The organism is Chryseobacterium mucoviscidosis, assembly GCF_002177115.1.
GTDB lineage: Bacteria > Bacteroidota > Bacteroidia > Flavobacteriales > Weeksellaceae > Chryseobacterium > Chryseobacterium mucoviscidosis.
Window position 1 is genome coordinate 83329 of record NZ_MVAG01000193.1, and the last position, 21878, is coordinate 105206.

Here is a 21878-nt window from a genome sequence, read left to right on the forward strand (position 1 = left end):
AGCTCTTAAATTTCTGTAAGCAAAAATCGTTTTAATTCTGCAAAATCTGGATTTATTTCAATACTTTTTTTCTCTTTTTTCATTAATAATTCTAAAGAGTCGGGTAAATCTACTGAAGTCTGAATGGCTTTTTCCACTGCCTGAGGAAATTTTACGGGATGTGCGGTTCCCAGAATAAAGCCCTTTTTAGGATTATCTTCAAAGTGTTTTTCCATAGCAGCATACGCAACTGCGGCGTGAGGATCGAGCAGATGACTGTATTTTTCATATACATTTTTAATAGATGCTAAGGTTTTTTCATCATCCACAGAATATCCTGAAATTATATCCGTTACATCCTGAAACTTATTCCCGAAAAGCGTTAAAATTCTCACGAAATTACTCGGATTTCCTACGTCCATTGCATTAGAAAGCGTAGCTACCGTTTCTTTTATCTGTAATTTTTGTGTTCTTAAATAGTTGGGAATAACATCGTTTTCGTTACACGCAGCAATAAAATGTTCTACAGGAAGTCCCCGGAAATAAGCTAAAATTCCGGCACACAGATTGCCGAAATTTCCGCTTGGGACGGCAATAACAGGTTTTCCATTTTCTGTTTTTTTCCATTGCTTCAGCGCGAGCAGATAATAAATTTGCTGAGGAAGCCATCTTGCGACATTAATGGAATTGGCAGATGTTAAAAATAATTTTGAATTAATTTCTGCGTCCGAGAAAGCCTGTTTTACCAAATTCTGGCAATCATCAAAGCTGCCATCAACTTCTAAAGCAGAAATATTTTCGCCAAGTGCGGTTAACTGCTTTTCCTGAACTTCGCTTACCCGATTTTTTGGATAGAGAATAACCACATTAATATTTTCAGTTTTATAAAATCCATTCGCAACGGCTCCTCCTGTATCTCCCGATGTAGCAACCAAAACCGTTACTTTTTTATTTTCACTTTTCAGAAAGTAGGAGAGGCAGCGGCTCATAAATCGGGCTCCCACATCTTTAAAGGCTAAAGTTGGTCCATGAAAAAGCTCTAAAGAATAGATGTTTTCATTGATTTTTTTCAACGGAATTTCAAAATTGATGGTCTCCGAAACGATTTCTTTTAGAACCTCTGAAGGAATTTCGTTTCCCACAAAATCTTTCATGCATCGGTAGGCAATTTCTTCATCGGTATAAAGGTCTAAATTTTCAATAAAATCTTTTTCAAATAATGGGATATACTCTGGGAAAAACAGTCCTTTTTCTTTTCCCTGTCCTTTTATGGTAGCTGTTTTGAAATCAACAACTTCTTCTTTATCTTTTAAATTATAATACTTCATAGGCTGATTTTTTATTTTTCAATAATTTCTATTCCTTTAGGGTTTACTTTAGAGACATAAGCGAAACTTTCAATGTTGATTGTACGGTAAACAGATTTCATCATTTCTGCTATTTCGTATGAAATTTTTTCGTTTTCGGAAAGCATAAAAACGGAAGGTCCTGAACCTGAAATACCTCCGCCTAAAGCCCCTAAACCGAGACTTTTTTCTTTAATTTCATCGAATTTAGGAATCAGAATACTTCTTACAGGCTCTACGATCACATCTTTTAAACTTCTTCCGATCAGTCCGAAATCATTATTCTGGATTCCGGCAACCAGCCCTGCGATATTTCCCCATTGCTCTATGGCATCCTTTAGAAGAATATTTTTCTTCAGAATCTGTCTTGCATCAGAAGTTTTTACTTCGACTTGCGGATGAAAAGCCGTTACAAATAAGTCCGGTGCATTCAGTGGAATAATATCAATAGGATCTGAAGATTTGATTAATGTTATTCCACCAAAAATACAGGGTGTAATATTGTCTGCATGTTTCACTCCTGAAGCTAATTCTTCACCAAACATGGCAAAATAAATCATTTCTTCTTTAGAGAGAATATTTCCCAGCAACCAGTTGGCTCCAAGAGCGGCTCCTGCTGCACTTGCCGCACTGGAACCCAGTCCGCTTCCGGGTTTTATCTTTTTATGGATGATTACCTCGAAGCCGTTTTTAAGGTTTAATTCCTCCTGAATTTTCAATAAAACTTTTCCGGCAACATTTTTTGACGTTTCTTCCGGCAGTCCGAAATCGTCTGTGTGTCTGATGATGATTTCAGAGGTTTCCAGCAGTTTCAGTTCCATTACATCAAACGGTTCATGGATTGCCATTCCTAAAATATCGAATCCGCAAACCAGATTGGCAATGGTAGCAGGAACTTTTAATTTAACTTTTTTCATAAGCTAACTTTTAAACTGAACGGAGGATATCTGCGAAAACACCACTTGCTGTTACTTCTGCACCGGCTCCCGCACCTTTTACAACAAGAGGCTGTTCATAATATCTCAAAGTTTTGAAAATTAAGATATTATCTTTTCCATACAGGTGAAAAAGATCGCTTTCCGGAGCAATATGCTTCAGTCCTACTTTTGCTTTTCCTTCTTTAAATTCTGCAACATATTTTAAAATTTTGCCTTTACTTTTTGCTTCCTCCAAAAGATTCCTGAAATGATCTTCATATTTGGAAAGTGCATCATAAAAGTCGTTTACGCTTCCTTTCATGCATTCTTCAGGAAGAAAACTTTCATTTTCAACAGAAGTAAACTCAATGGGATAGCCTGCTTCTCTGGCAAGAATAATAATTTTTCTGGCGACGTCTGTTCCCGCTAAATCAAGTCGGGGATCGGGTTCTGTGTAACCTTCTTTTTGAGCCTGAGCCACAATTTCAGAAAATGTTCTGCTTCCGTCGTAATTGTTGAACACAAAATTTAAAGTTCCGCTGAGAACCGCCTGAATAGAAGTGATTTTATCACCGCTTCGGATAAGATCATTGATTGTTCCGATAATTGGCAATCCTGCTCCCACATTGGTTTCAAATAGAAATTGACAACTGTGGTTTCTGGCTGTATTTTTTAGATTTTTATAATTTTCAAAATCAGAAGAAGCGGCAATCTTATTACATGCAACAATGTTTACACTTCTCTTCAGAAGTTGCTCATAGATATTCGGAACTTCAGAACTGGCGGTAACATCTACGAAGACAGAGTTTCTTAGATTTCTTGAAATAATTTCCTGCGCAAATTTTTCCGCAGAAGCTTCCTGACCATTTTGATCGAAGCCAGTAAATTCATTTTCTGAAATCCCTTTGTCTGAGAAAATCATCTTACGGCTGTTGGACAGTCCTGCAATTCTTAAATTAACTAAAAGGTGTTCTTTAAGATAGTCGTTCTGGCTATAGATCTGCTGAATTAATTTCATTCCCACATTTCCTGTTCCGCAGATGTAGAGATGTACCTGTTTTATTTCGGACTCAAAAAATTCTTCATGCAATACATTAACCGCTTTTGTAATATCTTTTTCTGAAATAACAATGCTGATGTTTTTTTCTGATGATCCCTGAGCAATTGCTCTGATATTGACGCCGTTATTTCCCAGACAACCGAACATTTTGGCGCTTACGCCGCTTCTGCTTTTCATGTTTTCTCCCACCAAAGCAACAATCGCAAGATCTGTTTCTATTTTTACCGGATCAATTCTTTTGAGCTTTAAATCATCTTCAAAAGCAGAATCAATGGCACTTTTTGCATTTAAGATATCCTTTTCGCTGATTGCAATCGTGATAGAGTGTTCTGAAGAACTTTGGGTAATTAAAATGACATTAATTTTCTCCTGACTCAGGCATTGAAATAGTTTTGCGGAAACTCCGGGAATGCCTATCATCCCGCTTCCTTCTAAAGTAAGCAGAGCAATGTGGCTCATATTGGATACACCGACAGCAATTTGTTCATTTTCTAAATGAGATTTTTTTACATGATGAGAAATCAATGTTCCCTGAGCTTCAGGATCGAAAGTATTTTTAATTCTCAGATTGATATTTTTCACCATTACCGGCTGAATGGTTGGAGGATAGAGAACTTTTGCCCCAAAATGAGAAAGTTCCATCGCTTCGGAGTATGAAATTTCAGCAATAGGCTTAGCGTTGGAAACCAAGCGCGGATCTGAAGTCATCATTCCGCTTACATCGGTCCAGATCTCGAGTTCATCTGCATGGACAACAGAAGCAATGATTGACGCTGTGTAATCTGAACCGCCTCTGCCTAATGTTGTGGCATTTTCTTTTGCATCTTTAGCAATGAATCCCGGAGTAATAATGATCTGATTTTTATTTTCATTCAGAAATTTTGTCAGATTATTTTCTGTAGCTTCAAAATTTACTTTTGCGTTGGTGAAATTGCTGTCTGTAACGATGTGAGAATCCATCCATAATGCATCCAAACCATTTGATTTCAGTCTGGCTGTAATAATATTTGAAGAAAGAAATTCGCCGTACGATGTAATTTTATCTTTGATTCTGTCTGTAAACTCTTTCAGGATAAAAATGCTGTTGCAGATGTCCTCAATATCATTAAAATGTTTTTTTACGAAACTGAGCCATGAACTTTGTTCTGAAAAAGGAATCAGGTCTTTAATGAGATCTAAATGTTTTTCTTCCAGATTTTTAAGGATATGAAGATAATTTTCATTGTTGTGAGAAGCGGCTTCTGCAGCCATTATCAATTGATCTGTAACATCGTGAAGTGCTGAAACTACAACGACGATTCTGTTTTTCTGAGATTCTTTTTTAATAATGTTTTCTACCAACATTATATTTTGTGAATGGGCAACTGAAGTTCCCCCGAATTTTAAAACTTTCATTATTTGTTTTTTAATTATAGAAAATTGAATTTTACTCTTTAGGAAAAAGAGTACGCAGGCTTATAATGATATGTGAAAATGCACCCCGTTATGGGGTAGTTGTAGTTGTTGTAGCAATAATAGAAACAAAAGATACTTCCGAAATAGAGAAAATCGGAGTGGAAATATCTGATATTTTTATTAATAAATTCATTACTGTACAAACAAATGTACAAATTTTTTTGAATAATTAACTTGTTTGTTTGAATTTAATTGAATTAGTTTCACAAATTGTAACTAATTTTTTTTATTCAGTCAACATCCTGTAAAATACAAATTTTGTTATTAAGTTTCTGAATTTTAGATTTTTAATGATTTTTTATAAATACTTTTTACTAAATAAGAATTAATTTATCGATAAAAGGTGATTTATTGTGTTTTTTTATTAATTTTAGGCATTCACCAAAACAAATTAATTATTATGAAAAATCTAAAAAAACTGAACAGGCAGAATCTGCGTTCAATCAGCGGAGGTATTACAGACAATTGTGTGGTAGATTCGGATTGTGGTCCAAAAGGATGTGCGGTATGTACAGATCTGAGAGGTAGAAGAGTATGTCTTTATCTTAACAACGATCCGTCTAATCCCAATAGCTGCTTAATATTAGAAGGTTAAAAACTCAATTATAATTATTATGAAAAAACTATCAAGATCAAAATTAAAAGAAATTAAAGGAGCAACAAACTGTGGAGGATGTCCTGTTCAGAATAATTATGGGGACGGCCCGGAATATTCAGCTTCATGTGCAAGTTACTTCTCATTATCACAGAATTGCCAGATGTGTGTAGATGTAAGCGCAGACTGTTTTGAAAACTGGAACTAAAAACAAAAAAGCACTGCCAAAACAGTGCTTTTATTTATTTTATACTTTTAGAAAGATCAAGCATCGCTTCGATAGGCTTTAAAGCTCTTAATCTTAAATCTTCATCGATGATGATTTCCGGAAGCTCATATTTCATACATAAATACAATTTTTCCATGGTATTGCGCTTCATATAAAAACATTCCGAGCAGTTACAGCTTTCATCAAAAACCAAAGCAGGAATTAATTCTTTATGAGGAGCACGTTTTTTCATTTCGTGAAGAATTCCTTCTTCTGTAGCGATGATGAATTTCTGACAGTCGTCTTTTTCAACATAATTCAACAGGGCAGAAGTGGAACCTATAAAATGAGCCAGCTTTAAAACGGCTTCTTCACTTTCAGGGTGTGCAATTAATTTTGCATCCGGATTATCTGCCAGTTGCTTTGCAATTCTTTCCATAGAGAAAGCTTCGTGTACAATGCAGCTTCCGTCCCAAAGGATCATATCGCGTCCTGTTTTCTGAGATAAATATCTTCCTAAGTTTTTATCCGGTGCGAAAATTATCGGTCGGTCCTTCGGTAAAGCTTCAATTACTGTTTCAGCGTTTGAACTGGTAACAATAATATCACTTTCCGCTTTCGTTTCTGCATTACAGTTGATGTAGGTTGCCACCAAAGCATTCGGATGCTGTTCACGCATTTTTCTCAGACCTTCTCCGGAACATCCGTCTGCCAATGAACATCCAGCCATTGTATCAGGAAGAACTACTTTTTTAGTCGGGTTGAGGATTTTTGCCGCTTCCGCCATGAAATGAACTCCGCAGAAAACAATCATGTCCGCATCCGTATCTTTTGCCTGTCTTGCCAGTTGTAGAGAATCTCCCAGAAAATCTGCAATATCCTGAATGTCTCCGGGTTGGTAATAATGCGCCAGAATAACGGCATTTTTTTCTTCTTTCAATTTAAGAATCGCCTGTACAAGCTCTTCTCCTTGAGGAATTGCTATATCTTTTATATCCAGAAATCCTCTTACAGGGATCGCAGATTTAGCTTTTTCTAATGTTTCGGTACTCATATCAACCTCAATGTTTTAGAATCAGAAATTAAAAAATAGGAATTAAAAATTAGAATTTTGACGTTTTATAATAAACCTCAAGCTTCCCGCTTCCATCATCCGGTCTTTAACTTCCAATAAAATTTTTTATTAAACTTTCTATTTCTTTTTTTGCTTCGCTCAGATCGCTGTTGATGACGATTTTATCAAATTCCTTTGCGTAAGACATTTCTTCTTCTGCCTTTGCCACACGCGTTTTGATGGTCTCTGCATCATCTGTGTTCCTTGAGATCAATCTTCGTTCCAATTCTTCAATGGAAGGCGGTTCAATGAAAATCGACAAAGCCTGTTCTCCGAAATACTTCTTTAAGGAAATTCCGCCTTTTACATCAACATCAAAAATAACTGTTTTTCCCTCATTCCAGATCTTTTCTACTTCAGATTTTAATGTTCCGTAATATTTGTCGGTATACACTTCTTCAAATTCTACAAAAGCATCTTCCGCAATCTTCTGTCTGAATTCATCGGGCGTTAAAAAATGATAATCCACTGCATGAACTTCACTGCCTCTCGGCTGTCTCGTTGTACACGAAATCGAGAACTGCAATTCATTGAAAACCTCCAGAGAATGCTTTACCAATGTTGTTTTTCCGCTTCCCGACGGTGCTGAAAATATGATAACTTTATTCATATAGTTGTTGGTTGATAGATTATAGTTGATAGCAGTAAAAAATCCAACAACCATCAACTAAAAACCATCAACTAATTTATAGTACGTTCAACGTTTGTTCTTTAATCTTCTCTAAATCATCCTTCATCATCACCACCAGTTTCTGAATTTCCGAATGATTGGCTTTGGAACCTAATGTGTTGATTTCTCGACCAATTTCCTGAGAAATAAATCCAAGTTTCTTACCGTTGAAATCTTCATTGTCCATTACTTCTTTGTAATATTTCAAATGTTGGGAAAGTCTTACTTTTTCTTCTGAAATATCCAGTTTTTCTGTAAAATAAGCCATTTCCTGATAGAAACGCGTTTCATCTATGTTCTCAAATTCTTTTAAAGTTTTCTGATAACGTTCCTTCACAGCAGAAATTCTGTCTTCTTCGAACGGAATTACTTCACTTAAGTATTTATCAATATTCTGAATATTTCTTTCAAGCTCTTCATGTAAAATTTTACCTTCCGTTTTTCTGAATTCTTCAAAACGGTCAACCGCCGCATTCACAATTTTTGCCAAAGCTTCCCATTCGCCTTCGGATAATTCGTCCGGTCTTGAAGTTATCGCATCCGGAAGCCTCACTGCCATTTTCAGATATTCGAAATCGGGTCCGTCTGAAGCGATGTTTTTCAGCTCCTTCATGTAAGAATCAATTAAACTTTTATTGATTTTCACATCGTTGGACTCCTCAAGATTTTCTATATTGATGTAGCAGTCTACTTTTCCACGGATTATTCTGTCGTTAAGAATTTTTCTTACCTCAAATTCCTTCTCTTTATATCTTAAAGGAATTTTGATATTTAAATCAAAACTTTTACTGTTCAGTGATTTAATATCGATGGTAATTTTTTTACCTTCAAAAACGTCTTCGGCTCTACCAAAGCCGGTCATTGATAAAATCATAGTTTTTTATTGTCTTACAAAGATAAACAATTAAGTGTATAGTTTGGCTAATGTTGAAAGAGGGAGGCGGGGAGAAGGAAGAGGGAAGAGGGAAGAGGGAAGAGGGAAGAAGGGGGCGGGAAGATTGTTGTGGATATTATTGAATACCGATTTTAACTTTCATCTTCGTTCTTCCCATCTTCCAGCCAATTAAATAAACTCATTTTCGTAAATTAGCGCGGTGAAAAAGAAAAATTTAATTTCTGTTGTAGGACCCACCGGAATTGGTAAAACAAGACTGTCAATTGATCTGGCAAAACATTTCAGCACACAGATTGTTTCGTGTGATTCGAGACAGTTTTTCAGGGAAATGAAAATCGGAACGGCTTCACCGTCTGCTGAAGAACTTGCGGAAGCACCTCATCATTTTATCGGAAACCTTTCCGTTGAAGAATATTATTCCATCGGGCAATATGAAGAAGATGCCTTAAAAAAAATCAGTGAACTTTTCGAAAAACATGAAACCGTCATTTTGGTTGGTGGAAGCATGATGTATGAGAAAGCAGTGATTGAAGGGTTGAATGATTTACCTGAAGCGGATGAAAACAATCAGAAAAAATTACAGGAAATTTTCGAAAAAGAAGGAATCGAAAAACTTCAGGAAATTCTGAAAGAACTCGATCCCGAATATTTTGCGGTAGTCGACTTTCACAATCACAGAAGGCTTTTACGCGCTATCGACGTTATTTGGCAGACGAATAAAAAATATTCTGAACAAATAGCTGTTTCGCAGGATTCCAGAGATTTTAAAACCATCCGGATCGGGATTGAAGCGCCGAGAGAAGAACTCTACGACCGAATCAACAGGAGAGTGGATCTCATGATGGAAAAAGGCTTGCTGGAAGAAGCAAAAAGTCTTGAGAAATTTAAACATCTCACCGCTTTGAATACGGTTGGCTATTCCGAATTATTCAAATATTTTGATGGAGAATGGGATCTGGATTTTGCCGTTTCCGAAATTAAAAAAAACAGCCGGAGATACGCAAAACGACAATTGACATGGTATCGGAAAGCGGATGATATTCATTATTTACAGTTGGGATATTCGCAGGAGGATTTTGATGGTTTGATTGGTTATATTAATGAGGAATTTCAAAAATAAATCTTTTTGAACCATTAAGATTTTAATTAAGAGGTGAAGAATATTAAGGTGAGCTTCGCTTTTAGTATAATATGTTTATTAAATCTATTTGATTTTTTAATTAAACTTAACTCCTTAAATGTTCTTAATGGTTCAGAAAAATTTAATTTAAACAAAAAAATGCAGCCCCGAAAGACCGCATTCCATTAACAATGTAATTTAAATTTACTACTTCCAACCGCCTCCTAAAGCCCGGTACAAATCTACAATACTGCTCAATCTCTGTCTTTTTACAGACGCCAGATTAAGTTCTGCCTGTAAAGAATTTCCCTGAGCTGTTATCACTTCTAAATAATTTGCCATTCCGCCTTTGTACAGCATTTCGGCACTTTTGATTCCGTTTTTTAAGGTTGCCACCTGTTCCGTTGCTTTTTGTTCCTGAACTTTTAAACTTTCATTGGAAACCAAAGCATCAGAAACTTCACCCACAGCATTTAAAACCGACTGACGGAACGCCAAAACATTTTTCTCTCTCTGAATTTTAGCCACATTTAAATCTGTTTTCAATTGTCTTTTCTGGAAAATCGGCTGAGTCAGACCTCCCAAAACAGAACCGAACAATGAAGCCGGAATCTGAAACCAGTTATCAATTTTAAATGAATTGACACCGCCATTTGCCGTAATTTTCAAGGAAGGGTACATGTTTGCCTGCGCAATTCCTACCATAGAATTGGATTCCAGTAAAACCAGTTCCTGTTGACGGACATCGGGACGACGACTCACCATCGCTGCGGGAAGTCCCGCGGAAATGTCCTGCGGTAAAGAAGTTTCAGACATTTCAATCGTTCTGCTGATTTTTCCTGGATTTTCACCCACCAGAATACTCAACGCATTTTCCTGAATCGCAATGTTTTGCTCCAGTTGCGTAATCAATAATTCAGTTGATTGTTTCTGAGCGGTTGCTTGCTGAACTCCCAAAGAAGTGGTGTCACCGCTTTGCCATAATTTTTCTGTAAGAGAAAGCGTACGGTTGCTGAGTTCCAGATTAGATTGGGCGATTTGCAATTGTTTATCCAGCATCAAAAGATTGTAATACCCTTGAGCAATGGCTGCAACAACCTGCGTCTGAATAGCTTTTGTTGCTTCATAAGTCTGCAGATACTGCATTTTTGAAACTTCCTGCTGATTTTTGATTTTTCCCCAAATATCAGCTTCCCAAGATAAATTGAATGCTGCATTGTAATCTTCAACATAGCTTTTTCCTAAAAATAAATTTAAGCTCTGTCCGTTCATGCTGTTTTTGGAAGGTTTTGAGATCTGTGCGGAAACTCCGAAACCAACATCGGGATATTGAAGATATTTTGCCTGTTTCAGTTTTTCCTGTGATGAAGCAACCTGCTTCAAAGCAATCTGTAAATCGTAGTTGTTTTTAATTCCTTTTTCAATTAAGTTTTGCAGCATCGGATCGCTGAAAAACTGTTTCCACTCTAAGTTGGCAACACTTGCGGTATCTGCTGTTGCCGTATATTTGAAGGTTTCGGGAAGCTCCAGTTCAGGCTCCTTATATGCCAGTTTCGACACACAGGAGACTGAAACCAAAGCCAGTCCAAAAGTGATGATGATATTTTTTATTCTTTTCATAAAGGTTTAAATTTTTAATGGATTACAAAACTTTGATAAATTTCTTCAAAGCAGTCTTTAGTAGGAGAAAATGCTTTGCTTTTTATGATTTTAGTTTGAATAGTTTCTTCTCTATTTTTTATTTGAACCATTAAGAAGCATTTAAGGTGTTAAGTTTTAATTAAGAAAATCAAATAGATTTTTTAATAAATATTCTGCTAAAGCGTAGCTCACTTAATATTCTAAACTCCTTAATCAAAATCTTAATGGTTCAAATAATATTAAATTCTCAAAGTTTTGTCAATCATATATTAATGAGCCGCAGCTAAAAGTTCTTCCTCCAGTTTCTGTCTTTGAAGTCTTTTCTTTTTTCTGCTCGGCATTTTTTCGTGTAAATACTGGAAGATCACAAACATCACAGGAATAATGAACACTCCGAATACAACTCCGGTTAACATTCCGCCCACAGTACTCATCCCGATCGAGTGGTTACCTTTCGCAGAGGCTCCCTGAGTCCAAACTAACGGAAGCATCCCGATGATGAAGGCAAACGAGGTCATTAAGATCGGTCTTAAACGTAATCTCGAAGCCTGAAGAGCGGATTCTAATAAAGATCGTCCCGCATTTCTTCTTTGGACGGCGAATTCTACGATCAGAATTGCGTTTTTCGCCAGTAATCCGACCAGCATGATCAATCCGACCTGAACGTAAATGTTATTATCAATTCCGGCAAGTCCCGTGAAGGCAAATACTCCGAAAATACCAGTAGGAATCGTTAAAATAACGGCAAACGGAAGAATGTAACTTTCGTACTGCGCTGCCAGTAAGAAATAGACAAACAAAATACTTAACATAAAGATAAAAGTAGTCTGTCCGCTTGTTTTAATCTCTTCACGGGTGATTCCTGTCCATTCGTACCCATAACCTCTCGGAAGTGATTTCTGGGCTACTTCTTCCACTGCTTTAATCGCATCTCCGGTACTGTAACCCGGCTTCGGTGTTCCATTGATTGTTACCGCATTGAAAAGGTTGTTTCTGGTCACCGTTTCAGGTCCGAAACTTCTTTTTAAAGTCACCAATGTTTTTACAGGAACCATTTCGCCGGATTTATTTTTAACATAAATTCCTTCCAGAGAATTCGCATCGGTACGGTAAGGAATATCTGCCTGAGCCATTACTCTGTAGTATTTTCCGAATCGGTTGAAATCTGAAACAAAGCTGCTTCCGTAATAGATCTGCATCGTCTGCATTAATTCTGTAATTGAAACACCTAACTGATTGGCTTTATCATTATCCACCTCAATCGTGAATTGCGGATTTCCTGCTGCATAGGTTGTAAACGCGAAGGCAATTTCCGGACGTTTCATCAATTCTCCGATGAAAGCCTGAGTGTTGGTTCCTAATTGTTCCAAAGAGCCGTTCGTTCTGTCCTGAAGCATAAATTCAAAACCGGAAACGTTACCAAATCCCTGAACGGTAGGGAAGTTGAAGAAGAATGCATTGGCATCTTTCACCTGCGAAACTTTCCCTGTTAATCCTGCTGCAATCTGATCCGGATCGCTGATTTCACCTCGCTTATCATGGTCTTTTAATTTAATGAAACCTGCGGAATAAGGAGAGGCGTTGGCGTTACTGATGAAGTTCAGACCGTCTGCAACCCAGAGATTTTTTTTCGCTTTTTCACCGTTGATGATTTTATCGATCTGTTCTGTTGCGTTGTGAGTCCTATTTAGTGAACTTCCCGGAGGAGTATTCACGGCATACAAAATGAAACCCTGATCTTCGGTGGGAATAAATCCTGAAGGTGCTTTTTTAATTAAGAAAACACTTGCGGCAGTCAGCAAAACCAGTCCTCCGATGGCAACCCATTTGTTTTTAATTAAAAATTTAAGACTGTAAATATATTTCTTCGTTAAATTATTAAAGCTTGTATTGAAAGCATTGAAAAATCTCGCTCCGAAACCTGTTTTCTTACCATGTTCACCGTGTTCTCCCTGAGGATCATTTAATAATAAAGCACAAAGAGCAGGGCTTAATGTTAAGGCATTCACCGCAGAAATCATAATGGCAATTGCCAGTGTAAAGGCAAACTGTCTGTAGAAAACTCCTGCAGGTCCCTGCATGAAACCAACCGGAATAAATACGGCACACATCACCAGAGTAATGGAAATAATGGCTCCGGAAATTTCACTCATCGAACTTGTGGTGGCTTGTTCCACAGGCATTCCGGTATGTTCCATTTTGGAGTGAATGGTTTCTACTACCACAATTGCATCATCCACCACAATACCAATCGCGAGTACCAAGGCAAACAAAGTCAGCATATTGATGCTGAAACCAAATAGCTGTAAGAAAAAGAATGTACCGATAATCGCAACAGGAACGGCAATCGCAGGAATTAAAGTAGATCTGAAATCCTGAAGGAAAATATACACTACAATAAATACCAGAATAAATGCGATCACTAAAGTTTCAACAACCTGATGAATAGACGCGTCGAGGAAATCTTTAGAATTGTACATGATGATCGGTTCCACTCCTTTTGGAAGCGTTGTTTTGAACTGGTCTACCTGTTTTTCAATTTCTGTTAAGATCTCGTTGGCGTTGGAACCGGCAGTCTGCATAATCGCAAATCCGGCTACCGGTTTCCCGTCCACTCTGTTAGCTGCTGTATAGGTATAAGATCCGAATTCTACTCTTGCCACATCTTTTAATCTTAAAAATGAACCGTCTGTATTGGCTTTAATAGCAATGTTTTCGTAGTCTTCGTTCTTGTTTAATTTTCCTTTATACTTTAAAATATATTCATAAGTTTCCTTGCTTCCCTGTCCCAAACGACCCGGAGCGGCTTCTAAATTGTGATCTTTTACCGCATTAAGAACTTCCTGTGGCGAAAGTCCGTTTGCTGCTAATCTGTCCGGTTTCAGCCAAAGTCTCATGGAATAATCTCTCGTTCCGAAAACCTGCGCCTGCGCCACTCCGGGAATACGCTGAATCTGTGGAATGATATTAATTTTCAGATAATTCTGTAAAAAAAGTTCGTCGTATTGTTTAGGATCGTTACTGGATAACCCCATGAACATGATCATGCTGTTTTGTACTTTCTGCGTAGAAACTCCCGCCTGAACAACTTCCTGCGGAAGCTGGCTCATCGCTTTCGATACTCGGTTCTGTACGTTTACTGCTGCGTTATCTGCATCAGAACCCTGCTTGAAGAAGACATTCAGCGTCATCGTACCGTCGTTACTGGAATTGGAAGTCATGTACGTCATGTTTTCAACCCCGTTCACTGCTTCTTCGATAGGCGTAGCTACAGAACGCGCAACAACCTCCGAATTTGCTCCCGGATAAAATGCCGTTACCTGAACGCTCGGCGGAGCAATATCCGGAAAGAGGGCAATGGGTAAATTAAAGAGGGAGAGCGCCCCCAATAATAAAAGTATTATGGAGATCACGGTAGAGAGTACCGGTCTTTCTATAAATTGTTTTAACATAAGAAGTTTATTTTTTAATGTAGTTTAAACGATATTCTTACCGCAAAAGGAACAAAAGACAATGGTAATTTTTTAAGATTATTAAAAGTTTACAAAAAATGAAAATCAAAGATTTTCTGAAATTTATGTGTATTATAGTCAATGATCTAAACTTCATTTGACTAAAATGTTTAAAAACTTTTATGACTTTTGTGGTTAAAGAAGTTTAAACGGTTATAATGGTTTTGCTTTCAGTAAGCTGTCGGATGAAATCGCTTTCGGCTTAATCGAAGCACCATCTTTTAACATTCCGATTCCTGTGAATACGATTTTTTCTCCCAGCTGTATTCCTTCGGAAATAAAATAGTAGTTTTCAGTTTTTCCTGAGATTTTTACAGGTTTACCGGTTACTTTCTGGTCTTTACCAACCACGTAAACATAGGTTTTATCCTGAATCTCAAACGTAGATTCCTGAGGAATGACCACTGCATTCGATATCAATTGAGGCATACGAACTCTGCCTGTATTTCCTGTTCTCAATGTTCCGTTGGTATTTGGGAAAACCGCACGAACGCTGATTGCTCCTGTAGATTTGTCGAACTGTCCGTCTACGATGCTCATTTTTCCTTTTTGCGGATAGACACTGTTGTCGGCAATCACCAAATCCACCATCGGCATATTTTTCAGTTTTTCTTCTAAACTTGCGCCCTCATATTTATTCTGAAAAGCAATGAAATCAAGTTCACTTAAAGAAAAGTAGGCGTAAATCTCGCTGATGTCTGATAGTAAAGTCAACGGATTCGCATCTGTTCTGGAGATCAGACTTCCTTTTTTGTGAGGAATTCTTCCGATGTATCCGCTTACCGGAGCCGTAATGGTTGTAAATCCGATATTGATTTTTGCTCCTCCAACGGAAGCTTTCGCCTGTGAAGCGGCGGCAACTGCGGCGGCGTAATTTGCTTTTGCCGTTCTCAATTGTACTTCAGAAACGACTTTTGCAGCAACAAGAGGTTCCAGCCTGTCAACTTCCACTTTAGCTTTCTGGATATTGGCATTGGCTACCTGTAAATTGGCATTTGCCATATTCATCTGCTCTCCGTAAGCTCTTGAATCTATTTTAAATAATGGCTGTCCGGCTCTTACGTATGCACCTTCTTCCACATAGATTTTATCTAAATATCCGTCAACCTGAGATCTTATTTCCACGTTGTTTTTTCCTTCCAAAGCGGCAGGAAATTCCTGATAGGTTGTTGCCGGAGATGTAATGACGGTATAAACGGGCAGTTCCGGAGCGGGTGGAGCAGCGTTGGCTCCTTCTGCAGCCTTTGTACAGTTTTGTAAAAGGATAATTCCTGAGAGAAGTACAATGAATCTTATTTTTCCAAATATTTTCATTTTGAGTTTAATTTTTAATGAAGTGTTAGATTAAGTAGTGATGTTTTTAAGTTGAATTCTGTTATTTTTTCTAACGGTGTTAATTTTTAGTTCAAAAAAAATTACAGAATTCTTAATGTCGACTTTCAGATCGTTGTTTCCATGAGAAGAACTTTTTAATGTTGGTTAAATATGACTTATATGAGGTGTGAAGTGTGTTACTTTTGCTAACGGTGTTAATTATTAAAGTAAAAAAAGATCAATAATTAATTGTTTACATTCTGCATGATTGGTTTTTTAATTTTTAATTCGGTTTAAATGAATAATTTACATTAATGGCTGTTAATATTCCTAACGGTGTTAATTTTTAGTTCAAAAAAATTTATAAAGACTTAATGAAAGCAGAAACTGTTTCATCTAAAGTCGTTTTGTTCATCGTAGAAGGAATATCGTCATTACGCATCATCATAATTGATATCAAACCATGAACTGCTGAAAATAAGGCGTGTGACATATGACAGGCGTTATCAGGATTGGATCCGTTTTTCTTAATAATCTCGTATGTACACTCGTAAAGCATATTCTGGAAAGAAGAAAATTCTTCCTTCATCATTCCTTTTCCGCTGCACTGCATTCCCAATCCGAACATTAGCTGATAATACTCTTTGTTTTTAAATGCAAACTTCCAGTAAGCATCCACAATAGCTTTCAGTTGTTCGTCCGGAGCTTCATATTCTCTCTGGGCTTTCAGTAATTCTATGTGTAAACAGTTGAAACCATTCAGCGAAATTTCATACAAAATCGCTTCTTTGTTTTCAAAATAATCATAAACCACCGGTGCGCTGTATTCTATGGCATCAGCAATTTTTCTCATGGAAAGGGATGCCCATCCTTCGGTTTTAGCCAAAGAAAAAGCCGCATCCAGAATACTGGCGCGTATATTTTCTTTTTCTCGTTGCCGACGTTCGTGCAGACCCATGATTTTTAATTACTAACAGTGTTAGCAAAACTACAAACTTTTGAGGATATCTTCCAAACAAATTTTACGCTTTAACTTTTAAAGTAAGGCTTTGAAGATATTTGTAAATTGGCTTGGATGCCGGAAGGATGGGAGCTGGATGTATTTTTAATGTGTTGATATTTTAATTATTGTAAAAATTAATAGAGTTTATAGTCCTATTCAATCGATTGTAATTTATAAGACTGCCATCTTCTCGCATCTATCCTCGATACTATAATAATCAAGAAATTCTATATCTTTGTAACCAAATAAAAAAGTTATGAATACTCCCTCAAATATGATCGAACTGGGTACAAAAGCTCCTTTTTTTGAGCTTCCGAACCCGTCAAAAAGTGACGAAATTCAGTCTTTGGATGATCTGAAAGGCGAAAAAGGAACTTTGGTGATCTTTATGTGCAACCACTGTCCGTTTGTTCTTCATGTCATTGATAAATTAACCGAACTGTATGAAGATTACAACGAAAGAGGAATTGAATTTATCGCCATCAACTCGAATGATGTGGAAAAATATCCCGCAGATTCTCCTGAAAAGATGATTGAATTCCAGATTGAAAGAAAGTTTGATTTCCCTTATTTATACGACGAAAGTCAGGCAATCGCAAAAGCGTACGATGCAGCCTGCACACCGGATTTCTTTTTCTTCGATGAAAAACTGGATTTAATTTACAGAGGACAGATGGACGATTCCAGACCGGGAAATCACAAAGAAGTAACAGGAGAAGATCTGATTATTGCTTTCGAAAATCTTTTGTTGGGAGAACCGCAGGAAGAAATTCAGAAACCAAGCATGGGATGCAATATCAAGTGGAAATAATTTTTGGCTGATCGTGGCAGGTTGTCGGTTGATCGTCTGAACTTAAATTATATTAAAAGCTGTTCAAAAAATGAACAGCTTTAATTTTAAATATGATTTTATTGACATTCAGGAAGTGATAATAAATTATTTTTTGTCGAGTTGTCTGCCTCTGTTTTTAAATATTTAGTTCCATTATAAGTTTCTGCGGTTATGACCTTTGCTTCGTTACCAAAGACATCTTTAACATATGCATATCCATTTTTATGCTTAATCCAGTCGTATATTTCTAATCGAGTATTTTTCCCTGTTTCTCTGGTTTGTTCATTTATCCAACCTAAGTGGGTAATTGCTAAATTAGGATTTTCGTGATATCCATTGTCTTTGTTAATACATGTAATTCTAATTGCCATAATTTTATAATTAAGATTGTTAATAATTTAGTTACGAAAATAATTTATTAATAATCTTAATCCTTACGGTTTTCCATAAATGAAAAGATTTTTAAAAGCGTGTTCTAATCTTCACCTCACTTTCAACCTTAAGATCTACATTCACCTTATTTTGAGCAAAATTCTTCATGAATTCGGAAGGCGTTTTTCCGGTATATTTTTTAAACATTCTGTTGAAATACGTTACGTTATTAAAACCACAGCTATAACTGCATTCTGAAATACTTTTATCCTGTGCCATCAGTAAACAGGCTTTATTGATGCGGTACCGGTTCACAAATTCGGTGAAAGTGATTTGGGTTGCTTTTTTGAAAAAATTACAAAATGCGGGTAAAGTGAGATTGGCAAGTTTGGCAACATCCTCAATGTCAATTTCTTTATCATAATGATGTTCCACGTAAGTGAAAATATTTTCCAGTCTTGTTTTGTTTTTGGAAATAATCGTGTAAGGCATAATTTCCTTATTCAGAAGTTCGTAATCATCACATTTTGAAAGCTCAAAAAGAATTTCCAGCAATAAAAGATATCTTTTGTAGCCTTCAGATTTCAACATCAGCTTTAGTTTCGGAAGCATATTGATATGAACCTCATCATGAAAATGAATTCCGTATTTTGACAGTTCCAGAAGATTTTTAATCGATCTGGCTTCAACTTCCTGCTCCGGAAACTGCAGGATTTCTTCTTTAAACTGCAAAACAATTTCTTCATGCGGATCGATGGAGTTCAGTCCAAAACCGGAGTGAGGAATATTGGAGCCAATTAACACCAGATCTCCGTTCGTATAATTGCTTTTGTGATAACCAACGTGCCTTGTTCCGCTCCCGGAAATCACACACACAAGTTCAATTTCGGGATGATAATGATATTCCCATTTGAATTCTGAAATGGGAGAATTGTTGTGAATGGTGCGAAAAGAGCTCTTTTCATCGGGGACAACACGTTCAAAAGTGACTTTCATTTAGTTAATCATATTTTGAAGCCTAAAATAATAATTATATTAATATAGTTCAAATATTCATTTATGATGTTAAATTAATGTTAAGGCAAATGAATATATCTTAGCCCACAAGAAATTATATGAATGAAAAATTTCAACATTAAGGCAGTTTTATTTTTAAATTATTTCGTTTTTGCGATTCTTCTGAATTCTGTAGGAACGGTGATTTTACAAATGCAGCAAAACTTCGGGATCTCAAAATCTTCAGCCAGCGTTCTGGAGGGTTTTAAAGATCTGCCGATTGCGATCTGCTCATTCATTCTGGCTTCGTTCTTACCCAAAATAGGAATTAAAAGATCGATGCTGATTGCTTTGCTTTTGGTGAGCTGTATGTGTTTTTTAATGCCTTTTGCCAATGCGTTTTGGTTTTTCAAATTATTGTTTACGATTGTCGGGGTTTCTTTTGCGTTAATTAAAATTTCCGTTTTCACATCCATTGGTTTGGTAACGGATACAGATAAGGAACATTCAAGTTTTATGGGTTATCTGGAGGGTTTTTTTATGATCGGCGTATTAATGGGAAATGTTTTATTCAGCTTATTCATAGACGACCATAATCCGAGATCAACCCATTGGCTGAATGTGTATTGGGTTTTAGGAGGACTTTCGGCTCTGTCTTTTCTGTTCCTGTTTTTTACCAGATTAAATGAAAACGAAGCGAAAAGTGAAAAAACAGATTTGTTGGGAGATCTGAAAAACAGTGTGAGTTTATTCAGTTATAAAAAAGTCCTGTTCTTTTTACTGTGTGCTTTCCTTTTTGTTTTGGTAGAGCAGAGTTTCCAGACCTGGACGCCGACTTTTTATAAGGAAATTTTAAAAGTTCCGACTTCCATGAGTATTCAGGCGGGAGCCGTTTTGGCGGGAGCTTTCGCACTGGGGAGATTTCTTTCGGGTTTTTTCTCTAAAAAATTCAGTTGGATTTACGTGGTTTCTTTTTGTGTGGTAGGTTTTGCCATAAGTATTTTATTGGTTCTTCCTTTAACTCACAATATTAGTATTGATGCGGGAACGACCTGGTTAAATGCTCCTTTGGTTGTTTACTTATTTCCTTTGATGGGCGGTTTATTGGCTCCGATTTATCCAAGCATCAACTCGGTGATTTTAGCCTCGATTCCCAAATATTTACACAGCGCAATGTCGGGTTTAATTGTGGTTTTCTCGGCAATCGGAGGAACTATCGGATCCATCATTACAGGTTTTGTGTTTCAGGAATTCAGCGGACAGCAGGCATTTTACCTTTCATTAATACCGCTTTCACTGTTGATTGTTTCAGCAGTTATTATGAACAAATTAAAAATAAATCCTAAAAAATAAAATGAACAAGCAATTATATATACATGAAATTCAGGCTCTTTTTGATGATGTGCAGAGATCAGAGGTTTTTGAAGATCAGAAGATGATGACGGATGCGGTTCCTTTGTTTCCGGTCGAAGAAATTAATGCGAAATATGAAGCGGAAAAGCAGTCGGAAAATTTTAATCTGAAAGAATTTGTCCTGTCAAATTTCCATTTTTTAGGAGCTAAAATTTTGATTCAGAGGGAGAATCATCTCCCGATTGAGGAACATATTGAAAAATTATGGGATGAACTGACAAGAACAGCCTATGAGGAAAAAGGAACGTTGCTGAAACTTCCAAAACCTTATGTGGTTCCGGGAGGTCGTTTTAACGAATTTTTCTACTGGGACAGTTATTACATCATGTTGGGACTTCAGATTTCCGGAAGAGTGGAAATGATGGAAAATATTATAGAAAACTGTTATTATCTCATTCAGAACGTAGGATTTGTACCGAATGCGAGCAGAACTCATTTCTTAAGCCGTTCTCAGCCGCCCTATTTCTCGTTGATGCTGGATCTGCTTTTTGAAACAACGAAAGACGAAAATATTTACATCAAATATCACAATACTTTAGAAAAAGAATATGCTTTCTGGATGAACGGAGCAGAAGGACTGGAATATGGTTCGGCGGTAAACAGAGTAGTGAAAACAATTCACGGAGATGTATTGAACAGATATTATGATACTGAAAACATACCGCGTCCTGAAAGTTATTTAATTGATATTGAAGACAGTGAAAATGCAGGAGAAGAATTTTACCGAAACATCAGAAGCGCCTGCGAATCGGGTTGGGATTTTTCCAGCAGATGGTTTGCAGACGGAGAACATATACAGACTATTGAAACGTTGAATCTTGCTGAAGTTGATCTGAACTGCCTTTTATGGCATTTGGAAAAAACACTGGCAAAATCTTCATCGCTTCAAAAATTAAATGAAAAAGAATTTGATTATTCTGAAAGAGCAGCAAAGCGAAGACAAATGATAGATCAGTATTTCTGGGACGAAACTTCCGGAACGTACAAAGATTATCATATTCAAAAAAACACAAACACAGCGTCTGAACATATTGCTGCTCTTTATCCTTTGTTCCTGAAAATCGCCAGTGAAGATCAGGCAAAGGCAGTTGCGAAAAATATTGAAGAAAAATTTCTGTATCAGGGAGGTTTGGTAACAACGACTAAAAACACAGGTCAGCAATGGGATTTTCCAAACGCCTGGGCACCGTATCAGTGGTTGGGTTATCAGTCGATGAAAAACTACGGATTTGATGATCTGGCTGAAAAAATTAAAAACAACTGGTGCAGCAATGTGGAAAGAGTGTACAAAAACACCGGAAAACTGATGGAAAAATACAATGCTTTAGACATAGAAACCGTTGCAGGAGGCGGAGAATATCCTAATCAGGATGGTTTCGGATGGACAAACGGAGTGTATCTCAAATTAAAAAAGAATTAAAACTAACAAATAAAAA

The 21878-nt window shown here is 36.8% G+C and carries 18 protein-coding genes; 6 read left to right on the top strand and 12 right to left on the bottom strand.

The window, feature by feature from the left end:
* Nucleotides 1-5: 5 nt before the first annotated feature.
* From thrC to thrA, 3 genes are read right to left on the bottom strand one after another with little or no spacing between them, the layout of a single operon-like run.
* A complete protein-coding gene (gene thrC, locus B0E34_RS19875) occupies nt 6-1307 on the bottom strand; it encodes a threonine synthase (RefSeq protein ID WP_087712295.1) in 1302 nt (433 codons plus the stop codon).
* Between the two features lie 11 nt (nt 1308-1318).
* Entirely contained in the window at nt 1319-2242 is a 924-nt protein-coding gene (locus B0E34_RS19880) for a homoserine kinase (RefSeq protein ID WP_087712297.1), read from the bottom strand.
* Nucleotides 2243-2252: 10 nt separating this feature from the next.
* Nucleotides 2253-4697 (bottom strand): bifunctional aspartate kinase/homoserine dehydrogenase I, encoded by a 2445-nt coding sequence (gene thrA / locus B0E34_RS19885; protein ID WP_087712299.1) that lies wholly within the window; start codon nt 4695-4697, stop codon nt 2253-2255.
* Between the two features lie 460 nt (nt 4698-5157).
* On the opposite strand from thrA, the gene B0E34_RS21180 reads away from it, so the two are divergent.
* Complete coding sequence (locus B0E34_RS21180) at nt 5158-5352, top strand: bacteriocin-like protein (protein ID WP_123956714.1); 195 nt, start codon at nt 5158-5160, stop codon at nt 5350-5352.
* A gap of 19 nt (nt 5353-5371) precedes the next feature.
* Nucleotides 5372-5560: a hypothetical protein gene (locus tag B0E34_RS19890; protein ID WP_087712301.1), complete on the top strand. Its 189-nt coding sequence runs from the start codon at nt 5372-5374 to the stop codon at nt 5558-5560.
* 34 nt (nt 5561-5594) lie between these two features.
* On the opposite strand, the gene nadA is transcribed toward B0E34_RS19890, so the two are convergent.
* From nadA to B0E34_RS19905, 3 genes are all read right to left on the bottom strand, one after another.
* Nucleotides 5595-6614 (bottom strand): quinolinate synthase NadA, encoded by a 1020-nt coding sequence (nadA, locus tag B0E34_RS19895; protein WP_087712302.1) that lies wholly within the window; start codon nt 6612-6614, stop codon nt 5595-5597.
* A gap of 106 nt (nt 6615-6720) precedes the next feature.
* The gene (gene gmk, locus B0E34_RS19900) at nt 6721-7284 is read right to left on the bottom strand and encodes a guanylate kinase (RefSeq protein WP_087712423.1); all 564 of its coding nucleotides are present in this window, start codon (nt 7282-7284) and stop codon (nt 6721-6723) included.
* A gap of 76 nt (nt 7285-7360) precedes the next feature.
* On the bottom strand, nt 7361-8218 hold the full coding sequence (locus B0E34_RS19905; protein WP_087712304.1) for a YicC family protein: 858 nt from the start codon (nt 8216-8218) through the stop codon (nt 7361-7363).
* A gap of 220 nt (nt 8219-8438) precedes the next feature.
* Here B0E34_RS19905 and miaA point away from each other — a divergent pair, with 220 nt between their 5' ends.
* Nucleotides 8439-9359, top strand: coding sequence for a tRNA (adenosine(37)-N6)-dimethylallyltransferase MiaA (miaA, locus tag B0E34_RS19910; RefSeq protein ID WP_087712305.1), 921 nt, complete (start codon nt 8439-8441; stop codon nt 9357-9359).
* A gap of 207 nt (nt 9360-9566) precedes the next feature.
* Here miaA and B0E34_RS19915 read toward each other — a convergent pair whose 3' ends face one another.
* The 4 genes from B0E34_RS19915 to B0E34_RS19930 all read right to left on the bottom strand — a co-directional run bounded on the left by B0E34_RS19915 (nt 9567) and on the right by B0E34_RS19930 (nt 16784).
* Entirely contained in the window at nt 9567-10979 is a 1413-nt protein-coding gene (locus B0E34_RS19915; protein ID WP_087712307.1) for an efflux transporter outer membrane subunit, read from the bottom strand.
* A gap of 290 nt (nt 10980-11269) precedes the next feature.
* The gene (locus B0E34_RS19920) at nt 11270-14452 is read right to left on the bottom strand and encodes an efflux RND transporter permease subunit (RefSeq protein WP_087712309.1); all 3183 of its coding nucleotides are present in this window, start codon (nt 14450-14452) and stop codon (nt 11270-11272) included.
* Nucleotides 14453-14665: 213 nt separating this feature from the next.
* Nucleotides 14666-15826, bottom strand: coding sequence for an efflux RND transporter periplasmic adaptor subunit (locus tag B0E34_RS19925; protein WP_087712310.1), 1161 nt, complete (start codon nt 15824-15826; stop codon nt 14666-14668).
* Between the two features lie 361 nt (nt 15827-16187).
* A complete protein-coding gene (locus B0E34_RS19930) occupies nt 16188-16784 on the bottom strand; it encodes a TetR/AcrR family transcriptional regulator (RefSeq protein ID WP_076390885.1) in 597 nt (198 codons plus the stop codon).
* A 301-nt stretch (nt 16785-17085) separates the two neighbouring features.
* On the opposite strand from B0E34_RS19930, the gene B0E34_RS19935 reads away from it, so the two are divergent.
* The gene (locus B0E34_RS19935; protein WP_087712312.1) at nt 17086-17640 is read left to right on the top strand and encodes a thioredoxin family protein; all 555 of its coding nucleotides are present in this window, start codon (nt 17086-17088) and stop codon (nt 17638-17640) included.
* 98 nt (nt 17641-17738) lie between these two features.
* Here the strand turns inward: B0E34_RS19935 and B0E34_RS19940 are convergent, their stop codons facing one another.
* A complete protein-coding gene (locus B0E34_RS19940) occupies nt 17739-18032 on the bottom strand; it encodes a DUF3892 domain-containing protein (protein ID WP_087712314.1) in 294 nt (97 codons plus the stop codon).
* A gap of 91 nt (nt 18033-18123) precedes the next feature.
* Nucleotides 18124-19029, bottom strand: a complete 906-nt coding sequence (locus tag B0E34_RS19945) for an AraC family transcriptional regulator (protein WP_087712316.1) — start codon at nt 19027-19029, stop codon at nt 18124-18126.
* Nucleotides 19030-19152: 123 nt separating this feature from the next.
* Here B0E34_RS19945 and B0E34_RS19950 point away from each other — a divergent pair, with 123 nt between their 5' ends.
* Together B0E34_RS19950 and B0E34_RS19955 are read left to right on the top strand one after the other, a co-directional pair.
* Nucleotides 19153-20382: an MFS transporter gene (locus B0E34_RS19950; RefSeq protein ID WP_087712318.1), complete on the top strand. Its 1230-nt coding sequence runs from the start codon at nt 19153-19155 to the stop codon at nt 20380-20382.
* Between the two features lies 1 nt (nt 20383).
* Entirely contained in the window at nt 20384-21862 is a 1479-nt protein-coding gene (locus B0E34_RS19955; protein WP_087712320.1) for a trehalase family glycosidase, read from the top strand.
* The last annotated feature ends 16 nt before the right edge of the window (nt 21863-21878 follow it).

Coding starts and splice junctions, on each gene's coding strand:
- B0E34_RS21180 (WP_123956714.1), top strand. CDS start 5,158: ATGAAAAATCTAAAAAAACTGAACAGGCAGAATCTGCGTTCAATCAGC.
- B0E34_RS19915 (WP_087712307.1), bottom strand. CDS start 10,979: ATGAAAAGAATAAAAAATATCATCATCACTTTTGGACTGGCTTTGGTT.
- B0E34_RS19940 (WP_087712314.1), bottom strand. CDS start 18,032: ATGGCAATTAGAATTACATGTATTAACAAAGACAATGGATATCACGAA.
- B0E34_RS19880 (WP_087712297.1), bottom strand. CDS start 2,242: ATGAAAAAAGTTAAATTAAAAGTTCCTGCTACCATTGCCAATCTGGTT.
- B0E34_RS19945 (WP_087712316.1), bottom strand. CDS start 19,029: ATGAAAGTCACTTTTGAACGTGTTGTCCCCGATGAAAAGAGCTCTTTT.
- B0E34_RS19955 (WP_087712320.1), top strand. CDS start 20,384: ATGAACAAGCAATTATATATACATGAAATTCAGGCTCTTTTTGATGAT.
- nadA (WP_087712302.1), bottom strand. CDS start 6,614: ATGAGTACCGAAACATTAGAAAAAGCTAAATCTGCGATCCCTGTAAGA.
- B0E34_RS19930 (WP_076390885.1), bottom strand. CDS start 16,784: ATGGGTCTGCACGAACGTCGGCAACGAGAAAAAGAAAATATACGCGCC.
- B0E34_RS19925 (WP_087712310.1), bottom strand. CDS start 15,826: ATGAAAATATTTGGAAAAATAAGATTCATTGTACTTCTCTCAGGAATT.
- thrC (WP_087712295.1), bottom strand. CDS start 1,307: ATGAAGTATTATAATTTAAAAGATAAAGAAGAAGTTGTTGATTTCAAA.
- B0E34_RS19935 (WP_087712312.1), top strand. CDS start 17,086: ATGAATACTCCCTCAAATATGATCGAACTGGGTACAAAAGCTCCTTTT.
- gmk (WP_087712423.1), bottom strand. CDS start 7,284: ATGAATAAAGTTATCATATTTTCAGCACCGTCGGGAAGCGGAAAAACA.
- B0E34_RS19920 (WP_087712309.1), bottom strand. CDS start 14,452: ATGTTAAAACAATTTATAGAAAGACCGGTACTCTCTACCGTGATCTCC.
- B0E34_RS19905 (WP_087712304.1), bottom strand. CDS start 8,218: ATGATTTTATCAATGACCGGCTTTGGTAGAGCCGAAGACGTTTTTGAA.
- B0E34_RS19890 (WP_087712301.1), top strand. CDS start 5,372: ATGAAAAAACTATCAAGATCAAAATTAAAAGAAATTAAAGGAGCAACA.
- B0E34_RS19950 (WP_087712318.1), top strand. CDS start 19,153: ATGAAAAATTTCAACATTAAGGCAGTTTTATTTTTAAATTATTTCGTT.
- thrA (WP_087712299.1), bottom strand. CDS start 4,697: ATGAAAGTTTTAAAATTCGGGGGAACTTCAGTTGCCCATTCACAAAAT.